Annotated in this window: 4 protein-coding genes; 2 read left to right on the top strand and 2 right to left on the bottom strand. The window is 65.3% G+C overall.

The window, feature by feature from the left end; all coding sequences use genetic code 11:
* A partial coding sequence (locus ACE3TU_RS18750) for a Do family serine endopeptidase (protein ID WP_374626991.1) occupies nucleotides 1–1,327 on the bottom strand: 1,327 nt, incomplete at its 3' end.
* Nucleotides 1,328–1,525: 198 nt separating this feature from the next.
* Between ACE3TU_RS18750 and ACE3TU_RS18755 the strand changes: the two genes are divergently transcribed.
* Entirely contained in the window at nucleotides 1,526–2,704 is a 1,179-nt protein-coding gene (locus ACE3TU_RS18755; RefSeq protein WP_374626993.1) for a hypothetical protein, read from the top strand.
* A 72-nt stretch (nucleotides 2,705–2,776) separates the two neighbouring features.
* A complete protein-coding gene (locus ACE3TU_RS18760) occupies nucleotides 2,777–3,337 on the top strand; it encodes an AAA family ATPase (RefSeq protein ID WP_374626995.1) in 561 nt (186 codons plus the stop codon).
* Nucleotides 3,338–3,364: 27 nt separating this feature from the next.
* On the opposite strand, the gene ACE3TU_RS18765 is transcribed toward ACE3TU_RS18760, so the two are convergent.
* Entirely contained in the window at nucleotides 3,365–4,843 is a 1,479-nt protein-coding gene (locus tag ACE3TU_RS18765) for an ArnT family glycosyltransferase (RefSeq protein ID WP_374626997.1), read from the bottom strand.
* Between the last annotated feature and the right edge of the window lie 113 nt (nucleotides 4,844–4,956).

Consider the following 4,956-nt stretch of genomic DNA (forward strand, 5'->3'; position numbering starts at 1 on the left):
CCATCTCTTCGGCGGGCGAGCCAGGCGCAACGGCGCGCACCAGAACGCCTCTTGCCGAAAACGGAAGGCCGAGTTCCTGCGCGAGAGCGGGTGTCACGGTGTCCACGGTTGTACCAGCGAAGCGTGTGTTCCCCGAGACCGTTACCGGAGTCCCGCCATCCGGCGGAGCAGCAAGCACTATCGTCTTGTCCACCGTTCGCCCCTCGCGGAACACCTCGATCGTCGCCGTCTCGCCGATCTTGCGCGTCGCAAGGCGGAAGTCGAAGGCGCTCGGCTGCTCGACGGCAAAGCCGTCGACCGAGAGGATGACGTCCCCCGGCCGGAAGCCTTCCTTGTCGGCCGGGCCACCCGGCGCAAGCTCTGCGATCAGTGCGCCGCGCGGCCGGCCAATGCCGAGCCCGTCGGCAAGGTCGGACGTCAGGCTCTGCAGCCGTGCCCCAAACCAGGGCCGTTCCAGCGCGCCGCCGGCGATACCCGTCTCGGCGACGAGCTTGGCCATATTGGCGGGGATGGCGAACCCGATGCCTACCGAACCGCCAGAGCGAGAAACGATGGCCGTGTTGATGCCGACCAGCCGCCCTTGCAGATCGACCAGTGCGCCACCTGAATTGCCCGGATTGATCGCCGCGTCGGTCTGGATGAAGAACTCGTAGTTCGAGCTTTCGACCCCCGTGCGCGCCAGCGCCGAAACGATGCCGGAGGTCACGGTCTGCCCGACGCCAAAGGGATTGCCGATGGCGAGAACGAGGTCACCGACCTCGAGGGCGTCTGAATCGGCGAAGTCGAGAGCGGGGAAGACCTGGCCCCCGGAGTCCTTCACCTTGAGCACGGCGAGGTCGGTCTTGGGGTCGTCGAGCACCAGATCGACCGGGTATTCCTGCCCGTCGGTCGTGGCGATGCGGATATCGGTCGCGCCCTCGATGACATGGTGATTGGTGAGAACCACGCCGCCTGCGTCGACGATGACGCCGGAACCAAGGGACTGCGACTTGCGTGGACGGGACTCCATGAAGGGAGCGTCACCACCGAAGAAGCGCTGGAAGAACGGATCACTGAGGAACGGGGACGTTGCCTGCTGGCTGATCGTGGTGGCGTAGACATTGACGACCGACGGGGTCACCTGTCGAACAAGTGGCGCAAAGCTGAGCTGCATCTCGGTGCGGGACACCGGAACCTCGCGCTGCTCGACGACGGCCTCCTGCGCATGCGCTTCCATTGAGACGGGAGGTGGCGGACCACGGCGACTCGAGAATTCCGCAACTGCAGTCACCAGGGCCATGCCTATGGCGAGCCCCGCCAGACCGATGATCAATCCCTGCTTCGACATCGCCTCTTCCTACGGCCGAACGCCTGCGGCGCCACACGTTACTCGCCCGAGAAACGCCGCGAATCTGGCACCTTTTTGATCGACGGCACATAGATAGGTATTGCTGGAAATATGACGTTGCGAGAGGGGGCAATCGACCCTATATGCAGCGCTCGTTTTCTCCCCGCCCTCACTGGACCCTAGAAAGGTTAGCCGCCGATGTCTGAGCCAACCACGGTCTATGCCAACACCTCGCAGCTGATCGCCACGGAAGAGCCGGACTTCCCGAGCTTCCTGTTCTGCTCGAAGGAGTTGCATCGCGCGACGAAGGTTTTCAAGAAGGGTTTCGACGGGCTCCTGACCTACGCGGTGAAGTGCAATCCGTCGCCGCACATTCTCAGTCAATTGCACGAAGAGGGGCTAAAGGCCTTCGACGTTGCCTCCAACCGCGAGATGGAACTCGTGCGCGACTACGCGCCGGGCGCGGTGATGCACTACAACAACCCGATCAAGAACAAGCGCGAGATCGCGCGCGCCTACGAAGAGTTCGGCGTCCGTTCATTCACGATCGACCATCCGCAGCAGCTTGACCAGTTGGCCGCGGTCGTGTCTCCCAGCCGCGACATCGAGGTGACGACACGGTTCAAGGCCGGCAAGGCCCTCAAGTCGTATGATTTCGGAATCAAGTTCGGCGTCATGCAGGACGGTGCCGCCGAGATCGTGAGCCTGGTGGAGCAGATGGGCTACACGCCCTCGCTGTGCTTCCATGTCGGCAGCCAGTGCGAGGATGCCTACGCCTACGAGCGGCACATCGCGGCGGCCGCCAAGATCGCCGAAGAGTCAGGGATCGAACTGAAGCGACTCAACATCGGCGGCGGGTACCCGGCCCCCTACCCGACCAGCGAGGCGCCGCCGATGGACTACTATTTCGAGACCATCGCGACCGCGGTGAAGGAGAATTTCGGCAAGTCCGCTCCCGAGTTGATCATCGAGCCGGGCCGGGCCCTGGTGACGTCCTCGACGTCGCTGCTGCTGCGCGTCAAGCATCAGCGCGGCGGCCAGTCGGTCTATGTCAACGATGGGGCCTATGGCGCGCTGATGGAGGTCAAGTTCATGCACTTCACCCCTCCGGTGCGAGTCTGGCGCGGTCCGCGGCTGCACGACAACGACCAGGAGTTCTCGGAGTTCACCATCTGGGGCCCCACCTGCGACAGCTACGACGTACTGCCCCAGGTGTTCACGCTGCCGGCCGACATCGACGAGGACGACTGGATCGAGTTCGGCCTGATGGGCGCCTACACGCAGGCGTCGCTGACGCCGTTCAACGGCTTCGATCGTCGGGACCAGTACTGGGTGGAGGAGGTCTATACCGGCAAGGAACTGCAGCCGGCCGAGTGACGGACGCCCGGCCACCCTGTTGAGCATGATGGGCCATCCGCGACGGGTGGCCCTTCTGTTTCGAGGTGCACGATGTCGACGATCCTTCCCCTCGCCGAACTTGGTCCGAGGATCATGGTCTGCGGGCCCTCGAACGCCGGCAAGTCGACCCTGGCTGTCGCCCTGGCTGCGAAGCTCGGTTGCGAGGCCTTCCATGTCGACCTGTTCAGGCATCTACCCGACACCGACTGGGTACAACGCAGCGATGAGACGTTTGCGCAGCTCCATGATGCCGCGATCGAGGCCGAAAACTGGGTGATGGATGGCAACTACTCGGTGCTGATGCCGCAACGGATCGCCCGGGCGACGGGCATCATCCTGCTTGGCGACAGTCGCTGGGCAAATCTCTTTCGGTATCTGCGCCGGACGCTGTTTGAACGTCGCTCTCGTCCCGGCTCCCTGGCCGGTGACAAGGACAGTCTCAAGTGGGAGATGATCCGCTGGGTGCTGATCAATTCGCCGAAGAACCTGGCTCGGTTGCGCGAGACGCTCCCCATGGCCGGCCGACCGTTCGTGGAGTGTCGCTCCATGGCCGAAGTCAACGGACTGTACGCGGCCTGGGGGCTGTCCCGCCCGCGCCACACCCCGACCTGATGGGGCCGCCCGAGGGCGGATTGAGCCTCAGCGGGCGACGGGCCTGAAGCCGCGGCCCAGATAGAGGCGATAGCTGCGTACCGGCCGGCCCCACGACATCGCCTCGATCGAACTGATCAGTTCGAGGGAATCGAACCGGGTCTGCAGCGCCGCGAGGCTGTCGCGCGACTCCAGGACGACCGCGGTCTGTCCGGCGAGCGACTGCTCATCCTGCCACTGGCTGTAGGCGTCGATGCGCGGGGAGAGCGAGACCACCCCGGGCGAGCGCATGGCAAATGCCAGTTCGGAGCCCGACTCCCAGTTGTCGGCCGCCACGAACGCGGCACCGGTGGAGGCCTGCGCCGCGGCGGTTGCCGCCGCTATGCGGTCCCAGCCGTAGAAATCCCCTGCCCGCACGCCGATCCGTCCGTCGAGAAACGGAAAGACGGTGAAGTGGTAGACCAGCAGCGTGCTGAGGACGGCGCCGTAGCCGATCTGCAGCAATTGCAGCACCCGGCTGCGGATGAACCAGGCGGAGAGGCCGAAGAAGGCGGCGTAGGCCAGCACATTCCAGTAGGCGATCACGTCGCGGGCGAACACCACCTCGAGCGTCAGCAGGCCCAGGCTGGACACGATGAACACCCAGCGCGACAGCTCGTGCAGCATACCACCCAGGCCCGGGCCCGACCGGCGAAACAGGAACACGGCGATGGCCGGCACGCAGAACGGCGACAGCAGGATCAATGCCTCGGAGAGGATGGTGACGATCTCCGTCCATCGGATGGCCTGCAGAGGTGGTGCATCGGAGAGCATCAACTGGAAGGCGGTATTGGTCACCGGGCTCTGGCTGTTCCAGATCACTGTCGGCGCCTGGATGGCGAGGGCCAGTCCCGCGGCCAGCCACAGGTGCGGCGAGCGCAGCAGCGGCCGCAGGCCCGGGCGCACGAGCACCACCACGATAGCCGCCGCCCCGGCGACCGCGCCCAGATACTTGCTGAGGACCGCCAGGCCCAGGCACACCGCGCCGGCGTAGAGCCAGCGCAGGGCGAGCCGCCCTTCCGCCTCCCAGGTCGTCCCGAAGCGCGCCAGGCAGTGGACCGCCAGCATGACAAGGACCAGCAGCAGCCGGTCGATCAGCGCCAGGCTGGAATAGATCAGCATGATCGGGCTCGAGCAGTAGAGCGCGATCGTCAGGCACAGCGCCTGCAGCCAGTGCTCGCCCGCGAGGCGCCGGCACCAGTCGTAGAGCACCCAGATGGTGATGCCGCTGGTCAGCAGCGTCAGGGCTCGCATGGCGAACAGGTTCCAGCCCAGCAGCCATGAGGCCAGCCCCTGCAGCCAGGCATGGAGCGCGGGATGATCGAGATAGGAGAGCTCGAGGTGCTGGCCCCAGAGCCAGTAGTAGGTCTCGTCGATCTGCGGCTGGGCGAAGAACACCAGCACGAGCTTGAGCGCGATCAGATAGCCCGCGAGCCCGCCGACCAGCCAGGTCGGCAGGCGCTTGTCAGGGAGCGCGGGCAGGCCCACAGGCGGCACCGGTCATGCCGTCGGCTTCTTCGCCAGTCCGAGCCGGATTGCCGCTTCTGCGGTTGCGAGGATGGACTCCTTTGCGCCGATGAATTTGCGGCCCAGCAGGGCCT

It is taken from the genome of Devosia sp., assembly GCF_041917035.1.
GTDB lineage: Bacteria > Pseudomonadota > Alphaproteobacteria > Rhizobiales > Devosiaceae > Devosia_A.

Bases quoted from the DNA above. Each gene is read 5' to 3' on its own strand.
- ACE3TU_RS18760 (WP_374626995.1), top strand. From the start codon at position 2,777: ATGTCGACGATCCTTCCCCTCGCCGAACTTGGTCCGAGGATCATGGTC.
- ACE3TU_RS18755 (WP_374626993.1), top strand. From the start codon at position 1,526: ATGTCTGAGCCAACCACGGTCTATGCCAACACCTCGCAGCTGATCGCC.